The organism is Methylovorus sp. MM2 (assembly GCF_001648895.1).
In the GTDB taxonomy this organism is placed as follows: Bacteria; Pseudomonadota; Gammaproteobacteria; order Burkholderiales; family Methylophilaceae; genus MM1.
Genome location: NZ_LXUF01000011.1, coordinates 246,861 through 262,663, shown reverse-complemented (window position 1 = coordinate 262,663; position 15,803 = coordinate 246,861). Strand labels below are relative to the sequence as shown.

Below are 15,803 nucleotides of genomic sequence, written 5' to 3'. Positions count from 1 at the left end.
AATTTGTTACAATATATCAAGATAAGATCATCCTGGATTGGGAATTTTTCCCTACTTAATGTAAATAAACCCGCTGGTGCGGGCTTATTTAGTAAGTTTAAAGAATGGGATGGTTAGGGAATTCCAATGATTTTGAAGTATTCTTCTAATGTGAGTGCCACTCGTTCAAGCGATTGCTTAATATGGGTGGCATCCAGACTGTCATCATTATCATGCAGCTTTTCCAGCAAAGCTTTATGCTGATTTAGCGCTTCTAGATGCTCACTGTAAATACGGTCTTTATCGGTCTGTTGCATTTCGTTGTCTCCATATTATTTTGAGAGTGGTTACATGCTTAATATTGATCAGTTACCTCTGTTAGAAACCATCATGCGCCCTTTAGTTGCAGTGATCGTTGGCGCACTATTGGGATTGAATAGAGATTTGCATCATAAAACCGCGGGTATGCGCACGCATGCGATTGTGACATTGGGCGCCGCACTAGCTACGATGGCGGTGATAGATATATCAGGTAGTGGCGCAGATGCCAATATCGATGCCATTAGTCGTGTTATGCAGGGTATTCTCACAGGCATTGGTTTCCTAGGGGCAGGGGTTATCATGAGAGATACCCAAGGCCATGTTTCAGGTTTGACAACCGCTGCCACTATCTGGGTTTGTGCCGTGCTAGGTGCTTTATGCGGCTTGGGTTATTGGGTATTGATAGGCATTTCTATCACTTTGTTATTCATCATATTGATTTTCGGTGGACGCCTTGAGCGGACTTTGGAGCGCAAGCTAAGAAAAGAGCGCATCGAGGGTAATGATGCTTAATGAGTTGAATGGCAAGGGCGTGACTCTACGTAACGCTTGATTTACGCTAACGTAGAATCTGTGAAAGACACCATGTGCCCTAGCACCTTGATGGCATGAGATTAAATAGTGTTCGCTACCAGTTTTCTGCCGATAGCCGCATCAGGTTTTTGTAATAGGTATTCTTCAAGCGTTGTCAGTATATTTCCATCAATCGACTCATCGAATTTTCGTGCGAATAGATCTTTGCTCGATAATAGATCGACAGCATCTTCCGATACAAAATCTCTTGGGCGCAATTTGATTGTTCCCATAGGTATCCAATCAATCGCTCTTTTGTCATCATTGATTATTGTGGGTAAATAGCTTGTATTCATGATGACTGTTTGAAAGAAACCCTCATCTGCGATGAGCGTATTTCGATAGAACTCCCTGAATCGATCGACTTCTTGACTATTGGTCAGAAACTCGCAAAAACTTCTGCTGAGAATCATCCACTGATTGCCAATATAAGGCGTTACCCCTGAAAGAAATGGTCGTTTCTGCACTGGGGTGCTCGTTGTGATCTCATTTTCATGCTCGGTGACATAATCTTCTATGCGGTGAAGTGTATCGGGGCGAATCTTGTTCTGATCAGCAATCTTCAGAAAGTCACTGCCAATGTTTTTGCTCAAAAAATGCTTTATATAAGACTGTGTCTTTAATGGAAAATCCTGCCCGCTCAGATTGATAAAGAAATCCCACTCCAATCCCATCTTCAATAAATGCTTGATGCCTCTTAATTCTGCATCGACCAAGCTGTAGCCACCCCAGAGCATTTTCTTGCTCTCTAATATGGATACATTAGGGTAGTCGACCAAAAATTCACGCACTTCGATCGCCAACTCAGACCCTGATCTTTTATCCACATGGATAAGATAATGGTTCGTAGGGTCGTATATGGCTTTAAATAGCCTTTTGAATTGATTTGGGTAGCGATGTACCAAGATGAAATAAGCGATCATATATAGCTTTCCGGTGGCTTACGTGCTTGTATAAGAAACTCACCAAATAGCGTAAGTATTTAGCCAAGACTACGTAAATGTTGATGAAGGGGGAAAAGCAGTGTGGCTATTTAAGGCGGGGACAGTCACTAAGGATTCAATACTTAGTCACTTCAATGTGGACGGATTCGATTTCGGCTAGATGCTGTTTATGTAACTTATTTGCTCATCCTGCATGCAGGGGTTAGAGTTTTAACCCGCTTTATCATTTGTTTTGCTCAGCGTAAAAGGTTTTGGTTCATCTTTGGCCTTTTTTGCAGCTTTCTTCTCTTTAGCTGTTTTTAGCGGTTTCTTCTTATCCATTTTATTGCTCTTCTGTTCTTTACTCATGAATCGCTCCAAATGATGGGGTCAAGAAACCAGCATACTCTTTAAATCGCTAACTCACCGGATTCATTTCAAGTAGTGCAGCTTGAGATAAATTTAATAACCCTTGTGTTTCATCAGATAAAGGCCATAGTGAAGAAGGCTATGTTGCTTTATTCGAGAATTTGAAAAATGTCAGAGCAAGTCAATCCATGTTATTCGGTGAAGCAGGATTTCAAAGGTGATTCGTTTTGGGTCTACTACTCAAGCAATGGGGCCGAAGTGGCAAGAAGTAGTAGAAGCTATGCCAGCCAATCAGATTGTCTGATTACGATCGACCAGCTTCAAAAATCGGCTAAATCACCTATCGTCTTTGCAAAAGAAAAATAGTGGTATTTTTCTTTCAGTATTTCTCACAATAATAATAAAGTCACCTTTAGGAGCATGTTAATGAACAAGTTTGAAGATGGTGATCTGGTAGAAATAAAACATGGTGGAATCCCTATGCGGGTGGCAGAAACCATCGATGGTTCAGTATTATGCAAATGGCTGGATGAGTATGACAATGTGCGGCATGCACGATATCTGGACGAAGCACTTATCTTGTATGTACGATGATTAGAGAGTTCAAAGTCGGCGATCACGTGATCCATGTATATGGCGGCTTGCCTATGGTCATTATCAAGATGACAGAGACGGAAGCACTTTGTAAAAACAGCCAAGATGTAGAGGAGCTGTTGCCTTTTGATTACATAAAACCGTTAAGCGCATCTAGTGCATAACTAAGTCAGCAATAGTCTCGTGATCCGCTTAGATTTTTAAGCATCTTTTTCAAAAAATATCGGTACTTTGGATGAGTTCTGAAGAAGATTGATCGTAAATTCACAATCCGCTCTTGTTTCGTAACTCTTGCTACTTCTGGCGATTTCGTTTCCTTTCTTAGAATAGAAAACCCAAAACCAATAGCCTCGACTATCCTCTTTTTGCCAATAACACGGGTATGTTGCTTCCGACATTTTTATCTTCCCCGATAAAAAAGCATGATCGCTTATTCGCACTATGTACCTTACATAGATAAATACAAGGAAAATTAAATTTGAAAACGCAGAGTTAATAACGAACAGACATTACCAATTATTTGAAAATGGAATTATTCGCCAGATTTGACAAGGTATTGCTTGTAGTGAAGTGATAAATGAGTATTTCAACTAACCTCGCCATTTAGTCCAGAGTAGACAATACAATATTGATCAAATGATTAAAGGTAAAGCAGCCTTAAATTTTGTTTTGAGGAAGTGGCTGAAAACGGCCAATAGCAGTCTCTGGCTGTTTATGCATTTCTATTTCTTCTGGTTATACTGAGGTTGTATTAGAGAGTGGATGACCATGACATTAATCAAACTAATCTGTAAGGCTTTTTTGCTCATTTGTCTTTGTAGCTGTGGTTTGGCGTTTGCAGATAATGCACCTCTTGATCTAAAGCCTCTTCGCTCAATTCTCCAACTCCCCGACAACAAGATCGATCTCGCCCGGGCAAAACTGGTTATTGATAAGACCATCGATCCTTCAATCGATATCAGAGTCAACCTGAAGACCATTGATTCTATGGTTTCAACCATACGTAGCATGCTTCCCGCCAATGCCACCGATGAAGACAAGCTGAATGCATTACGAACCTACATCTATTATGCTGGTTCTTGGAATAGCAATCGAGCATATAACTATGACTTTGATGATCCATTGGGTACCAGACTCGGTACTAAACTATTAATTAACTACATAGCCTCACGCAAAGGCAATTGTGTTTCTATGCCGCTGCTGTTCATTATTCTGGGGCAACGGCTTGGGCTTGATGTCACAGCAGCAAATGCCCCTCAGCATATACTTGTCAAATATCGTGATCCATCAGGTAACCTAATCAATATTGAAGCCACCAGTGGGGCCAAGCCAGCAAGAGATATATGGTATCGCCAAAACAATCCGATGACAGATCAAGCCATTGCCAATGGCGTCTATCTAAGAGCACTAAGCAAGAAGGAAACAGTCGCTACGATGACTTTCACATTGGCAGAGCACTATATGGATACACAGGAATATGAAAAGGTCATTGACGTCACTGACTTAGTATTGGAATATGCTCCTAAATCAGTCGATGCCATGGTGTTAAAGGGAACGGCAAGCGGTCGACTGGTAAAAGAGCGTTATGTAAGTAAGTATCCAACGCCCAATCTGATACCACTGGAACAACGTGCAGCTTTTGAGTCGCTTGCACACAATAACCAGTATTGGTTTCAACAGGCTGAAACACTAGGCTGGCGTGAACCTTCGCAAGCCGATGATGAAAGTTATTTGCAACGGGTAGGGAAGCATCAATAAGCAACAAACAAGAATAAGGGGATGGATGTGCGTCTATTTAAATTAGTACTGAATCTGTTGTTCATTACTCTCTTGAGTTATAGCAGCCTTTCCTCGGCTCGCTATATCGAATCTGACCCGATTGGGCTCGATGGTGGTGTGAATACATATACTTACGTGGAAGGTAATCCAGTAAGTTACGTTGATCCTGATGGATTAAGAGTCACTTTCCCTGGCAATCAAAATTCTTCAAATAAACTTAAAAATGCATACAACAAGGTTCGTAATACCCCTAGAGGGAGACAGTTATGCGAGACGCTTGAGAAATCTACTACTGATTATACGATTACTGATACAAGGTATGGCCCGTTGACAGGTCAACCAGCTTACAGAGATCGCTATACCAATACTCTTTATATCGACCCATCCGCTCATCCCATAGTTAATACGACCAAAGGCCCTTTGCCAGCTTCTACTTCATCAATACTCGGGCATGAGATTGGCCATATGGCAACGGGAACAGAAGACGTTGGGGTTGGTAGAATGGATAACGTTATCCAGAATGAGAATCCTATACGTGAGTATCTAGGCGAACCTGCCCGCACTACTTACCCTTAACTCAATAAAACCTCCGTAATGATTAGAACCAATTATTTAATCTTAATTTTCATTATGCTTTGCATGCCTTTTGCAGTCATGGGTAAAGAGAAGAATCTGGTTTACTTTATCCCATTGCATATGGAACTAGAGACTTACCCCTATGAGCCTGCATTCGACATCGAAAATAGTGTGAAGCCATGCAAATTAAAGTCTATGGGCTTAACGACAGCTATAAAATCTTCATCCAAAGCTAGTTCCATAAAGTTTGATTCAAATACAGTGCGTGTGAAAATAATAGAAAATGGAAGATCATTATTAATAGATGCTAATGGCGTGCTTGAGCAGGGTGATTTAGTTATTAGTGAACCCAAATTGAATTCAATTATGCGTAGATATAGCTCTTGTTCTGTTCATCCATAAGTCAGATAAAAACAATTGTTTTAACAACCCTAGCTTGGATTCTAATCACCATAATTTATGCTTACTTATATGTTACAACGGTATTGATCTCCCCCGACTTGCAAGGCTATGAAACTCAATGGGACTGGCAATTAATGTTTTTTTCAATTGTACGTTTACCTTGGCTATTGATGGTCTTAGCCTTAATAATTTGGTGTGAAATCAAATTCTTTAAAAAATAAGATTTTGCAAAATGAATCCGGCACCTCTAAAAGGTGCTAACTCAGATTATCCAAAAGGTTACATTAAATACGAAAACTCTTCAGGCCAAGGCGTTGACCCATATACAGGTCGAGCTCTTCCCAATAGCCAGAATCATTTTTCTTTGGAATAAATATGAAATTGCTGGAGAGTCTTATTAATACCACAGTGGAACAAGCTGAAAAGCTACATGACTATGTGCAGCTACATTTTGATAATAAATCAATACTAAATATTAATAATCGATTTGCCGTAAGTGAGAAAGATCAAAGTATTTCTAAGTTTAAAGGCTTGAAAGTAAAAGAAGTAACCGAAATGCCTGAGATAATAACCATCAGCTTTTCTAATGGGCAGCACATAAATATTGGTCTCAAGGATGAAGACTTTACTAGTCCAGAAGCGCTGGAACTTACTTTAGCAAATGGATCTATATTCATATGGCCTTAAAGTATTCTGCTAGCCTTTAGACCTCATGAGTGTCTGCTTTGGGTCGACAACAGACATCCAATCAGCGTTTACTTTGGGCAATCCCTTGGTACAGGGGGCAACTTTCAATAGAACTAATGGCTACTTTGGATTGGAAGGGGTGGTTTCATTACTCTAGAGTACGCAATTAAAAAGATTATTTTTTAGATTTGGTTTTTTCTTCTGATTTTGTTTTAGCGCTGATCGAATGCATCTTTTCGCGCCACTCCTGTAGCTGGTCATCTTCAATCTCTAACTGAATGGCCAAGGCTTCTTCTTTTGTTAGCTTGTCTTTCTGAAGGCGTCGCGGCAGCTTGCCTGCCATGCGCGACATTAAACGCTCCTGCTCATCTGCTGACAGCGTTGCCACTTTCTCCAAATATGTCGGATTACTGGTTTTCATTTAGAGCTCCTGTATTCAATGGACTGCTTCCATGCAGTCTAACTGATAATCCTGATGCGATTATTACGATTTGATGACAGTCGTATCGCAATCAGGATTATCCACCTTGTAAGATCAGATGTCGTTAAACGGGCTTTCTCATGGTGACAAACTCTTCAGCTGCCGTCGGGTGTATCCCGATGGTCGAGTCGAATACTGATTTTGTAGCACCTGCGCGAATCGCTACCGCCATGCCTTGGATGATCTCGCCAGCATCCGGGCCAACCATATGCATGCCGACGACTTTATCGCTACTGCGTACAACGATCATCTTCATCATCGTCCTTTCATTAATACCAGCTAAGGTATTTTTCAAAGGCCTGAAAACTGTTTTGTAGATGTCAATATCATCATATTTTGCACGGGCATTTTCTTCAGTTAATCCAACGCTTGCGATGTTGGGCTGACTGAATACAGCGGTCGGTATGTTGTCATAGTCGACTTTTGCTACCGTATTCGCATATAACTTTTTCACGAATGCCATGGCTTCAGCTGTTGCTACAGGTGTTAAATTCACACGGTTAGTGACATCGCCTAATGCATAGATTGATGGTACGTTGGTCTGGTAATCATCATTCACCTTCACTGCACCTACACGGTCAAGCTCGACCCCCAATGCTTCAAGGCCAATGCCTTTTGTGTTTGGCACCCGACCTGTCGCAAACATCACCAAATCGGTTTCAATATCCCGACCTTCAGCCGTATGGACGATATAACCAGCCTCAATCTTGCTGATGCGGTCAACATTGGTATTGAAGTAGAAGTTGACGCCTTTTTTGGTCATTTCTTCTATCAAGAATTCGCGTATATCTTCATCGAATCCATTTAATACTTTAGCTGAGCGCTCAAGCACCGATACCTCGACACCAAGACCATTCAATATGCCTGCAAACTCCACAGCAATATAACCACCACCGACGATGACCAAGCGTTTAGGTAATGCAGGGAGATTGAATACCTCATTCGAGGTAATGGCATGCTCTTTACCAATGATGTCTGGTACAAATGGCCAGCCGCCAGTTGCAACTAATATGCGTGAAGCCGTGAATTTCTTATCATTCACAATCACTGTATGCGCATCGACGATTGTGGCTCGACCATTGATGATCGTCACGCCGCTTTCTTGCAATAAGCGATCATAGACGCCTTGTAAGCGATCGATCTCTTTGGTTTTGTTGGCAACTAATTTGGACCAGTCGAATTCCTGAGCGCCAAGCTTCCACCCAAAGCCAGCGGATGCCGTAAAGCTATCTTTAAATTGTGATGCATAGACATAGAGTTTTTTCGGCACACAGCCTACGTTGACACAGGTGCCGCCAAAATAGCGATCTTCAGCAACGGCAACGCGAACGCCTAGGCCAGCCGCAGTGCGTGCAGCACGCACACCGCCCGAACCTGCGCCAATCACAAATAAATCATAATCGTAGTCTGCCACTTTAATCTCTCGCTCTATATTCTGAAAAGTCGTTTGGTATTCAATGAACGGTGCGACGGATGCCACACCGTTCATTGATTCGTGCTTATTTTTGTTTGATGAAATTCAAGATGGTATCAACATCGCTGACTTCAAAAGGATCTTCAGGGTGGTTATCGCTCTTGCCTGCTTCTGCGAATACCTTAATGATCTTTTTATCATCAACCAACATTGAATAGCGCCATGAACGATCACCAAAACCAAGGTTTTCTTTCTTGACCAACATGCCCATCTTGCGAGTAAATTCACCATTACCATCAGGCAACATTTTTACATGTTGAACGCCAAGATGCTTACCCCATTGGAACATCGTAAATGCATCGTTTACGCTGATGCAGTAGATTTCATCAACACCTTGCGCCTTGAATTCATCATATTTTGCATCAAAGCCAGGCAAGTGAGTGCTTGAACAGGTTGGCGTAAACGCACCTGGCAAAGCGACGATGACAATTTTCTTACCTTTGAATACGTCATCAGTCGTTACATCTTGCCAACGGAACGGGTTTTGGCCTTCAACAGTCTCATCGCGAACGCGTGTTTTAAAGATGATATCTGGAACATTAGTTGGAACAGTCGTAGTCATTTTATATTTCCTCTAGTTAGTCATGCAGTATGGGTTAGAACGTTTTGTTCTGGAACACAGGTGTAATACTAAAGAAGAAATATCTATTATAAAAATCAATTGTTCAAATTATATCAATAATTTTTACTTATCATTTTGAGTGTCACGATTTATAAAATGATAATGCCGTGGCAATTAAGAGGGTTGATGCTCTAGGGAAGTTTTTGCAGAGACTTTCTCTGTAGATAAATGCCTATCGTTCCAGTGATCAACAATATCATCAGATATCCTTGTAGTGTACATAATAGCCCCAATGACTTGACTAAATACCCTGCGAGCATCGCAGGCACACTCAACGCAATGTAGCTTACTATGAAGATAGCGGCAAACAGTTCAGCCCGCTCATGCTTTTGAACGATAGGTGCCAATGCTTGAATGATGGCAGAAAACGCACCACCGAATCCGATACCACTGACTGCTGTCGCTAAGAAAAATAGCGCAAGTGATCGTGATGCCAACGAAATCAAGATCAGTAGCACACCCGTGATGACTGCACACATGCCAATGATGGCAGCCTTAGCTGGCTCGAATTTCTTTAATAATGATGGGGCTATTGCGCCTACTCCGGCCAAGGTCGTGATGGCTAAGCCATTGATGATGCCATTTTCTATACCGTATATATCGATAATCATAGAAGGCACTAAAGCCAGATATAGCCCGCCCATTGCCCATGTTGTGATGAGAACAGGGGTGCCGCGTAAGAATTCGGTACGCGCCACGATAGGAATAAAGATGTGCGGCACCATAGAAGCTAATGCGCCCGCTCGTTTGGTCACACTTTCAGGGGTGAATATCATCACCACTGCGCCGACAGAGAACAAAAACGCCAAGGCGCCAAACACCCAGTCTATAGGGTGTACGATTTCTTTTAAGGCTAGGCCGGAGATAAACGCACCAACGGCAAGACCTGCCAAAGGCGAGACGCTGCTGATCATGGCGCCAAATCGTTTTTGATGTTCAGGGGCGGCTTCAACAACAGCCGCCGCTAAAGCGCCGCTTGCAATCCCTGTGGCAACACCTTGTACGATACGTGCCTCGATCAGGCTGATAATGTTATCCGCCAATAAAAACATTACCATCGCAATGGCCTGAATGATGAGTGCGACAAAGATCACCGGTCGGCGACCGATGAAATCTGATAAGGATCCGGCAATCAATAAAGACAGCAACAAGGCGATCGCATAGACACCGAAGGCGATGGTTAATAGTGATTCCGAGAAATGCCATTCATGTTGAAGAACGACGAACGCTGGAGAAGGCGCGCTCGCCGCAAAAAAGTATCCAAATAGCACCAGCGCTAGTACAGGAAAAGCGATGGAGGATGGAAGACGCCACTTCATAAGATTCACTTTTCAGCATCTCTTAATAATGGCACCAGACCACTCAAGGCGAATCCGCAAGAGGTCATCAAATCTGATTTCGTAGAACCATCTTTGGCCCTAATCGCCATACCTTGTACAAATGTAGTGAAATACTCAGCTAGTGACTTTGCATCAGCACCATCAAGCAGTTGCCCATCTTTAATCGCTAGTTCGAATCTTTGCCGGAAGGCATCTTTGTAATATGCCCGATTCTGGCGTAAATCATCGACATGGCCCTTGTTCTCAGGTGCGCAGTTGATTGCGGCACTCATGACTAGGCAGCTCGATGGAGTAGCTGGGTTGGTAAAGAACTCTACATTCTTATGTAGTGAGTTTTTGACCGCTTCATAGATAGTGGATGCCTTTAATTCTTTCAAAGGGCCTTCTGCAACTAGGCCGTTATAAAGGGCTACAGCTTCTTTAAATATAGCGTCCTTATTGCCAAAGGCTGCGTAGACGCTGGGCGCTTTTACTCCGATCGTCTTGACGAGATCAGCCATCGTCGTACCTTCAAAGCCTTTTTCCCAAAAGACATGCATGGCTCTCGTCAGGGCGGCATCTCTATCGAATGTTCTTGGTCTTCCTGCGGGGGGCATAAAAACTCCTTAATTCTCTGTTGCTAAAATAATATAACAAAGATTACATAAATTCGTTGACAAATGCAAATCGCTTGTTAATAATGTAACTCATATTACATTATTATTCGTTTCCAAGAAGTAAGTTTCAAGCAAAGCGGACGATCTTGTAACCACGATTTTTTAGTTTATTTATTAGCGAAAGGTATTAATCATGAAAAAGAACACTCTATTAGCAGCTTTGCTTCTTACAGCAGCAACACTGAGCACTGCGGCTTTGGCGCAAGACTCGACGTTTGAGCAAGATTTTGTGAACCGCACCATTCTTGGTAAATGGCAACCAGCAAATAGCGGCACAGAAAGCACTGCCGTCTCCAACGATAAACGTGACGCAGATGCATCTCTCGGTGTGTTCGGCGCATCGATTTTTGGTGGATATGAACGTGTGACAGCAGAGGTGCGGAGTTCAGGTAAGGCGACAGCGGACTCATTCACATCACAGTTTAATTAATCAGCAGCACTTTTAATCAACGATATATAAGGAGCAGAAAATGACGACAGCAAATAAAGGAACAGCATTAATCACTGGGGCATCTACAGGTATCGGCGCTGTATATGCAGATCGACTGGCAAAACGTGGTTATGACTTGATCTTGGTCGCTCGAGATAAGAGCAAACTGCAATCGGTTGCAGATGCGATTAAAGCCAAATATGCCAATCGTGTAGAGATCATTTCAGCAGATCTAACTGCAAAGGCAGATCTTCATTTAGTTGAAGCACGCTTGCGTAGTGATGAATCCATTTCATTGCTGGTGAATAACGCGGGATTAGGCGCTACGGCAAAACTGATCGATGCAGACCCTGACGATCTGGAAAAGATGATTTACTTGAATGTCACTGCCTTAACCAGACTTTCAAGTGCAGTGGTTCCAGGTTTTGTGGCACGTGGTAATGGTGTGGTGATCAACATCGCCTCTATCGTTGCACTGGCGCCTGAGATGTTGAATGGTGCATATAGTGGTTCAAAAGCCTACGTCGTGAATTTTACGCAATCGATGCATCACGAGCTTAGTGATAAAGGCATCAAGGTTCAGGCAGTACTTCCCGGCGCGATCGATACGCCTTTCTGGGATAAATCAGGTCTGCCAGTCCATAACCTGCCAAGCCAGATCGTGATGACGCCTGAAAACTTGGTTGATGCGTCACTTGCTGGTTTCGATAAGGGCGAATTGATCACAATCCCATCCTTGCCTGACATCAAAGAGTGGGAGGCATTAGATGCCGCCCGTAAAGTATTAACGCCCAATCTTTCCCGTGCTGTTCCCGCTAGCCGTTACCTCAACTAATCAACAATACGCATCCGTCTCGGGATTTTTCTGGGCGATGAAACCTAATCAAGGAGATGATAATGAATAAGATATTTAAAAGCATGATGTTCTTTTTATTAACTTTAACAGCTGGCATGACGCCTAGTTATGCTGGTGAGCATGACAAGCTCGAAACAGCAAAGACGCAGTACATCGATGCGAATGGCATTAAGTTCTCATATCGTACGATAGGTAACGCATCGGGCACGCCATTAGTCATGCTGATTCACTTCACTGGAACGATGGATTATTGGGATCCTGCGGTTGTAAATGGATTAGCGAAAAACCGCAAAGTCATCGTATTCAATAATCGCGGTATAGGTAAGACAAATGGCGTGGCATCCGACAATATTGCAGACATGACGACTGATGCCTACGCGTTCATTCAGGCCTTAGGGTATAAAAAGGTGGATATTTTAGGTTTTTCGATGGGTGGCTATATCGCCCAGGAATTAGCTGCTGAACATCCTGAGCTTGTTAATAAAGTGATACTGGCTGGTACGTCGAATCACGGTGGTGGTGAGGCACTTTTGAAAGTATTGGGTGAGGCATTCTCAAAGAAAGATATCACCGATGTTCGTCAGTATCTGTTCTTTAGTCAATCTGAGAAGGGTCAGCTTGCAGCAAAGGAATTCATCAAACGTGCAGCAGTAAGAGTGAATGATCGTGACCCGGAAAGCGGTAAGGAGATTGCAGATGCACAAGCAAAAGCGATCATCACATGGGCAAATACAGATGATGCAAATAAGCTTCTGAAATCGATTAATCAGCCAGTGCTCATCGTACAAGGGAGTGACGATACGATGCTGCTGACTAAAAACTCATACACGCTGTTTAAGGAGATCAAGAACGCACAACTCATCCTGTATCCAGATGCAAATCATGGGTCATTGTTTGAATATCATGATGCGTTCGTAAACGCTGCTAATTACTTCTTAAGCCATTAGCGTAAAACTATAAGACTCAGCCTAAACAATAATCTACTCAACGTAATCAGTATGGCGATGGCTATCAAAGTCATCGCCATTTCTTTGCGCGTTAATTATATGAATTTCACTGAATAATACCGACCACCCGTTTATACTGTTTATCACTATTAAACACAGAAATCCTGCTCATGTTTCCAGATACTGAAGTTGCGCCGCAAACGATTTACCTCAAAGACTACACGCCAGCTACTTATAAGGCTTTGCATGTAGACCTCACGTTTGAATTGTTTGAAGACAAGACGATTGTGAAATCAGAGGCGCATTACATTAAAAACCCTGAGGGTAAGAAATCGGGAGATGGTGCTAATCGCTTGGTATTACATGGGCAGGATCAAACCATTATTTCTGTTGAGATAGATGACGCACCATTTGCTGGCTACACGCTAGCTGATCATAAAATGATCATCGAAGATGCGGGTGAGAAATTCAATCTCACGATCACGTCTGAAATTCACCCTGAATCAAACACAACCCTTGAAGGTTTATATAAATCTCAAGGCACATTTTGCACCCAGTGCGAGGCTGAAGGGTTTCGTCGCATTACATTCTTTCAAGATCGTCCAGATGTGCTCAGCACTTTCTCCGTTCGTATTGAAGGCGATAAAAGCCAATATCCGGTGCTTCTTTCTAATGGTAATTTGATTGATTCAGGTGATCTAGAAAATGGCCGCCACTTTACCGCGTGGAATGACCCATTCCCCAAACCTTGCTATCTTTTCGCATTGGTTGCAGGTGATCTTGTTCGTATAGAAGATACCTTCAAGACTATGTCTGGGCGTAATGTTGATCTGCATATCTATGTACGATCGGGTGACGAGGGGCAATGTGATCACGCGATGCAATCCCTCAAAAAATCCATGCAGTGGGACGAAGAAAAATATGGCCGTGAATATGAGCTCGATTTATTCAACATCGTAGCCGTCAGTGATTTCAATATGGGGGCGATGGAAAATACGTCGCTGAATATCTTTAATACCAAGCTTGTGCTGGCTCATCAAGAAACAGCTACCGACACAGATTTCATGAGTGTTGAGGGTGTGATCGCGCATGAGTATTTCCATAACTGGACAGGCAATCGTGTGACTTGTCGTGACTGGTTCCAGCTTTCGCTCAAAGAAGGCCTGACCGTATTTAGAGACCATGAATTCAGTGCTGATATGAACTCCCGTGATGTGCAACGTATCGATGATGTTGATCACCTGCGTCGATTTCAATTCCCCGAAGATGCCAGCCCGCTTGCCCATTCAGTGCAACCCGATAATTTCATCGAGATCAGTAATTTCTATACGATGACAGTGTATGAAAAAGGGGCTGAGCTCATTCGTATGCAACAAACTTTATTGGGTGAAGACACCTACCGCAAAGCAACGGATTTGTACTTTGAACGTTATGACGGGCATGCCGTCACCTGTGATGATTTCGTCCAGTGCATGGCAGATGCATCAGGCCGCAATATGTCGCAATTTTTCCTATGGTACAAGCAGGCAGGCACACCATCTCTAAAAGCTACCAGTAGCTATAAAAAGGAAGCGAATCAATTCACCCTTACGCTCACACAATCGCAACCCGATACACCTGACCAAACCAATAAAAAACCACTTCTCATTCCCGTCGCAGTTGGATTGCTCAATGAGCAGGGTAGCGAGACGCATGCAACACAAATACTTGAAATGACCGAGCGTGAACAAAGCTTCACTTTCGATAACGTTCATACCCGCCCGATACCATCTATCCTGCGCGGATTTTCTGCCCCTGTGAAATTAACAACAGACTTGAGTGATGATGATCTGCGCCTATTGCAACTGAGCGATACTGATGGATTCAATAAATGGGAAGCAGGGCAAACGATCGCACTGCGTACTATCCAACGGGTCATCGCTGACGCCGATACCGATATCTCTCAATTTATCGAGGATTTTGGCATCTTGATTAGTCAGGGGATTGCCAAAAATGGTGACAAAGCGCTACTTGCTCGTGCCTTATCTTTGCCATCTATCGCAGTGATCGCCCAAGCGCAAAACGTGATTGATCCAGCCGCCATTGATAGTGCACGTACCCAAATCCTCAAAGCCATTAAAGGCGCACATAAAGATGCCTTGGTTGGTTTGTATGAAGATAACCGTAATACGGGTGAGTTTTCGATCTTGCCAGAAGCCATGGGGCGTAGGTCATTGCAAAATACAGTGCTCGAGTTATTGACTGTCACCAATGGCACCGGGTGTGCTGCGCGTGCAAAGGCGCATTATGATCAAGCTGATAACATGACTGACCGTGTTGCAGCGCTATCCTGTCTATCCGACAGCACTCAGCCAGAACGAGATGAAGTCTTCACTGATTTCTACCATCGATTTAAAAACTATCAACTTGTGATTGATAAATGGTTCTCGCTACAAGCAATCGCCAATAGAGATGAGATATTCAATGATTTTGCGAGATTGAGAAACCATGCGGAGTTTAATATTAAAAACCCAAATCGCGTGCGCTCACTTTATTCAGCATTTGCCATCAATAACCCTGTGAAGTTTCACGACCCAAGTGGCCAAGGGTATGCAATTCTAAGAGATGCGATTATTGAATTGAATGCGATTAACCCACAAATCGCATCTCGTCAGGTCACCCCATTTAGAGAGTGGCGGCGTTATACACCTCAGCTACAAACAAAGATGAAAGCTGCGCTTGAAACCATCATGGGTTCAGCGAACCTTTCCAGCGATGTGTTCGAGGTCGTAAGTAAATGTTTGAAAGGGTAATG

21 protein-coding genes are annotated in these 15,803 nt (G+C 43.0%); 12 read left to right on the top strand and 9 right to left on the bottom strand.

Annotated features, from left to right (window positions below):
• Positions 1-113: 113 nt before the first annotated feature.
• Positions 114-296 (bottom strand): hypothetical protein, encoded by a 183-nt coding sequence (locus A7981_RS08930; protein WP_067267204.1) that lies wholly within the window; start codon positions 294-296, stop codon positions 114-116.
• A gap of 34 nt (positions 297-330) precedes the next feature.
• Between A7981_RS08930 and A7981_RS08925 the strand changes: the two genes are divergently transcribed.
• A complete protein-coding gene (locus tag A7981_RS08925; protein ID WP_067267201.1) occupies positions 331-813 on the top strand; it encodes an MgtC/SapB family protein in 483 nt (160 codons plus the stop codon).
• A gap of 101 nt (positions 814-914) precedes the next feature.
• Here the strand turns inward: A7981_RS08925 and A7981_RS08920 are convergent, their stop codons facing one another.
• Both A7981_RS08920 and A7981_RS12150 read right to left on the bottom strand, forming a co-directional pair.
• Positions 915-1,796 carry a beta-1,6-N-acetylglucosaminyltransferase gene (locus tag A7981_RS08920; protein ID WP_067267199.1) on the bottom strand — a complete coding sequence of 294 codons (882 nt, stop codon included), beginning with the start codon at positions 1,794-1,796 and terminating at the stop codon, positions 915-917.
• Between the two features lie 231 nt (positions 1,797-2,027).
• A complete protein-coding gene (locus A7981_RS12150; RefSeq protein ID WP_165595554.1) occupies positions 2,028-2,165 on the bottom strand; it encodes a hypothetical protein in 138 nt (45 codons plus the stop codon).
• A gap of 168 nt (positions 2,166-2,333) precedes the next feature.
• On the opposite strand from A7981_RS12150, the gene A7981_RS08915 reads away from it, so the two are divergent.
• Genes A7981_RS08915 through A7981_RS12145 form a run of 3 tightly spaced genes read left to right on the top strand, consistent with a single transcriptional unit; the run spans position 2,334 to position 2,923 of the window.
• On the top strand, positions 2,334-2,531 hold the full coding sequence (locus A7981_RS08915) for a hypothetical protein (RefSeq protein ID WP_067267197.1): 198 nt from the start codon (positions 2,334-2,336) through the stop codon (positions 2,529-2,531).
• Positions 2,532-2,591: 60 nt separating this feature from the next.
• Complete coding sequence (locus A7981_RS12025) at positions 2,592-2,759, top strand: DUF2158 domain-containing protein (RefSeq protein WP_165595553.1); 168 nt, start codon at positions 2,592-2,594, stop codon at positions 2,757-2,759.
• Complete coding sequence (locus A7981_RS12145; RefSeq protein ID WP_165595552.1) at positions 2,756-2,923, top strand: hypothetical protein; 168 nt, start codon at positions 2,756-2,758, stop codon at positions 2,921-2,923. The genes A7981_RS12025 and A7981_RS12145 overlap by 4 nt, the downstream gene beginning before the upstream one ends.
• A 36-nt stretch (positions 2,924-2,959) precedes the next feature.
• On the opposite strand, the gene A7981_RS12410 is transcribed toward A7981_RS12145, so the two are convergent.
• Complete coding sequence (locus A7981_RS12410) at positions 2,960-3,157, bottom strand: DUF1508 domain-containing protein (RefSeq protein ID WP_131800957.1); 198 nt, start codon at positions 3,155-3,157, stop codon at positions 2,960-2,962.
• A 370-nt stretch (positions 3,158-3,527) separates the two neighbouring features.
• On the opposite strand from A7981_RS12410, the gene A7981_RS08910 reads away from it, so the two are divergent.
• The 4 genes from A7981_RS08910 (at position 3,528) to A7981_RS08895 (ending at position 6,203) form a co-directional block, all read left to right on the top strand.
• Positions 3,528-4,517: a transglutaminase family protein gene (locus A7981_RS08910; protein WP_165595551.1), complete on the top strand. Its 990-nt coding sequence runs from the start codon at positions 3,528-3,530 to the stop codon at positions 4,515-4,517.
• A gap of 27 nt (positions 4,518-4,544) precedes the next feature.
• Positions 4,545-5,114, top strand: a complete 570-nt coding sequence (locus A7981_RS08905; RefSeq protein WP_165595550.1) for an RHS repeat-associated core domain-containing protein — start codon at positions 4,545-4,547, stop codon at positions 5,112-5,114.
• Between the two features lie 18 nt (positions 5,115-5,132).
• Positions 5,133-5,516, top strand: coding sequence for a hypothetical protein (locus tag A7981_RS08900; protein WP_131800956.1), 384 nt, complete (start codon positions 5,133-5,135; stop codon positions 5,514-5,516).
• 375 nt (positions 5,517-5,891) lie between these two features.
• The gene (locus A7981_RS08895; RefSeq protein ID WP_067267187.1) at positions 5,892-6,203 is read left to right on the top strand and encodes a hypothetical protein; all 312 of its coding nucleotides are present in this window, start codon (positions 5,892-5,894) and stop codon (positions 6,201-6,203) included.
• Between the two features lie 175 nt (positions 6,204-6,378).
• Here A7981_RS08895 and A7981_RS08890 read toward each other — a convergent pair whose 3' ends face one another.
• The 5 genes from A7981_RS08890 to A7981_RS08870 all read right to left on the bottom strand — a co-directional run bounded on the left by A7981_RS08890 (position 6,379) and on the right by A7981_RS08870 (position 10,716).
• Complete coding sequence (locus A7981_RS08890; RefSeq protein ID WP_067267185.1) at positions 6,379-6,624, bottom strand: hypothetical protein; 246 nt, start codon at positions 6,622-6,624, stop codon at positions 6,379-6,381.
• Positions 6,625-6,748: 124 nt separating this feature from the next.
• Positions 6,749-8,173 (bottom strand): glutathione-disulfide reductase, encoded by a 1,425-nt coding sequence (gor, locus tag A7981_RS08885; RefSeq protein ID WP_082889287.1) that lies wholly within the window; start codon positions 8,171-8,173, stop codon positions 6,749-6,751.
• A 10-nt stretch (positions 8,174-8,183) separates the two neighbouring features.
• On the bottom strand, positions 8,184-8,720 hold the full coding sequence (locus tag A7981_RS08880) for a peroxiredoxin (RefSeq protein WP_067267183.1): 537 nt from the start codon (positions 8,718-8,720) through the stop codon (positions 8,184-8,186).
• 191 nt (positions 8,721-8,911) lie between these two features.
• Positions 8,912-10,099: an MFS transporter gene (locus A7981_RS08875; protein WP_067267181.1), complete on the bottom strand. Its 1,188-nt coding sequence runs from the start codon at positions 10,097-10,099 to the stop codon at positions 8,912-8,914.
• A 5-nt stretch (positions 10,100-10,104) separates the two neighbouring features.
• Positions 10,105-10,716, bottom strand: coding sequence for a TetR/AcrR family transcriptional regulator (locus A7981_RS08870; protein WP_067267179.1), 612 nt, complete (start codon positions 10,714-10,716; stop codon positions 10,105-10,107).
• A gap of 193 nt (positions 10,717-10,909) precedes the next feature.
• Between A7981_RS08870 and A7981_RS08865 the strand changes: the two genes are divergently transcribed.
• From A7981_RS08865 to pepN, 4 genes are all read left to right on the top strand, one after another.
• Positions 10,910-11,206, top strand: a complete 297-nt coding sequence (locus tag A7981_RS08865; RefSeq protein WP_067267177.1) for a hypothetical protein — start codon at positions 10,910-10,912, stop codon at positions 11,204-11,206.
• 40 nt (positions 11,207-11,246) lie between these two features.
• Complete coding sequence (locus A7981_RS08860; RefSeq protein WP_067267175.1) at positions 11,247-12,041, top strand: SDR family oxidoreductase; 795 nt, start codon at positions 11,247-11,249, stop codon at positions 12,039-12,041.
• A gap of 62 nt (positions 12,042-12,103) precedes the next feature.
• On the top strand, positions 12,104-13,009 hold the full coding sequence (locus A7981_RS08855; protein ID WP_067267173.1) for an alpha/beta fold hydrolase: 906 nt from the start codon (positions 12,104-12,106) through the stop codon (positions 13,007-13,009).
• A 170-nt stretch (positions 13,010-13,179) separates the two neighbouring features.
• Positions 13,180-15,801, top strand: coding sequence for an aminopeptidase N (gene pepN / locus A7981_RS08850; RefSeq protein ID WP_067267171.1), 2,622 nt, complete (start codon positions 13,180-13,182; stop codon positions 15,799-15,801).
• Positions 15,802-15,803 lie beyond the last annotated feature (2 nt).